Raw genomic sequence first — 1,368 nt, 5'->3', positions numbered from 1 at the left:
CGGTTTCCACATGCGCGGGCGTGGCAGCGGCAAACCTTTTGTCAGCCTGGATCTGGCGTTTGACGGCGCTGAGGTGGTGTTTCAGAAATTCATGCCGCCGGTGCAAGACGCCTCCGGGCAGCTCAGCCTGTACGGCCAGCGCTTTGTCGTGACGGCCTCTGGCGGCGCGGTGACGGCTGAGCAGGGCGGTGAAGTGGAGGTTGCAGGCACGTCTTTCATCATTCCGGATGTGTCGGCCAAGGACGGCACCCCCGGCATTGCGCGGATCATGGCGCGGGGATCCGCCACGGCGGCGCTGTCGCTGCTGAACCGGGAGCCGTTGCAGGTGATGGACAAGGCCGGCCTGCCGGTGGATCTTGCCGAGGGGCTGGTGGAGGCGGAGGGCACGCTGGCGCTGCCGCTGCAAAAACAGGTGCCGGTTGAGGAAATCCTCTATCACTACCAGGGCAGGATCCGTGCAGTGGAGAGCGGCAAGCTTGTTCCCGGCCATGTGGCGGCTGCACCGGTGCTGGAGGTGACCGGCGATCAGAGCCAGGTCCGGATCAGTGGCAAAGGCAGCCTGTCGGGGGTGCCGGTGATGGCCTCCTGGCAGCAGCGGATCGGCAAGGGGGCGCCGCCGGACAGCCGGGTGGAAGGGACCATCGAACTGTCGGCGCAGGCGGTGGAGGCCTTTAACCTTGGCCTGCCGCGCGGGACCGTCTTTGGCAAGGGCCAGGGGCAGTATTCAGTGGATCTGGCGCCGGACGCGCCGCCGCGTCTTGAGTTGCAATCGGATTTGGCGGGGCTAGGCCTGCGAATCCCGGAAATCAGCTGGCGCAAAGGCGAGGCGGCAAAGGGGGAGCTGTCGGTCTCGGCGCTGCTGGGTAAGACCGCCACGGTAGAACAGTTGCAGTTGCAGGCGCCGGGACTGGCCGCCACCGGCCAGGTGACAACGCGCAAGGGCGGCGGGCTGGATCAGGCGGTGTTTTCATCCGCGCGGGCGGGGGACTGGTTCCGCGGCTCTGTGACGTTCCGGGGACGCGGTGCAGCGCCGCCTGCCATCGAGGTGACCGGCGGCCGGCTGGATCTGAACCGCTCGCCGTTTTCGGCGACCTCAGCCAGCGGCAGCAGCAGCGGCGGCAGCGGGTCGAGCCCGATAACCCTGCGGCTGCAAAACCTGCAGGTGACCGACAGTATCGGGCTGCAGAACTTCCAGGGCCGGTTTTCCAACCAAGGCGGCATGAATGGCGAGTTCACCGCCCGTCTGAACGGCCAAACCCCGGTGGCGGGCACCGTGGTGCCGCAGAACGGCGGCACGGCGGCGCGGATCCGGGCCAATGACGCGGGCGGGGTGTTCCGCTCGGCAGGCATCTTCGAACACGGCCGCGG

At 67.8% G+C, this 1,368-nt stretch carries 1 pseudogene; it reads left to right on the top strand.

Annotated elements, in window-relative coordinates:
• Nucleotides 1-1,368: pseudogene (locus tag A2I95_RS38260) on the top strand (DUF3971 domain-containing protein); the annotation flags it as partial.

It is taken from the genome of Leisingera sp. F5 (genome assembly GCF_001593695.1).
This window is presented reverse-complemented; position numbering and strand designations above follow the sequence as displayed.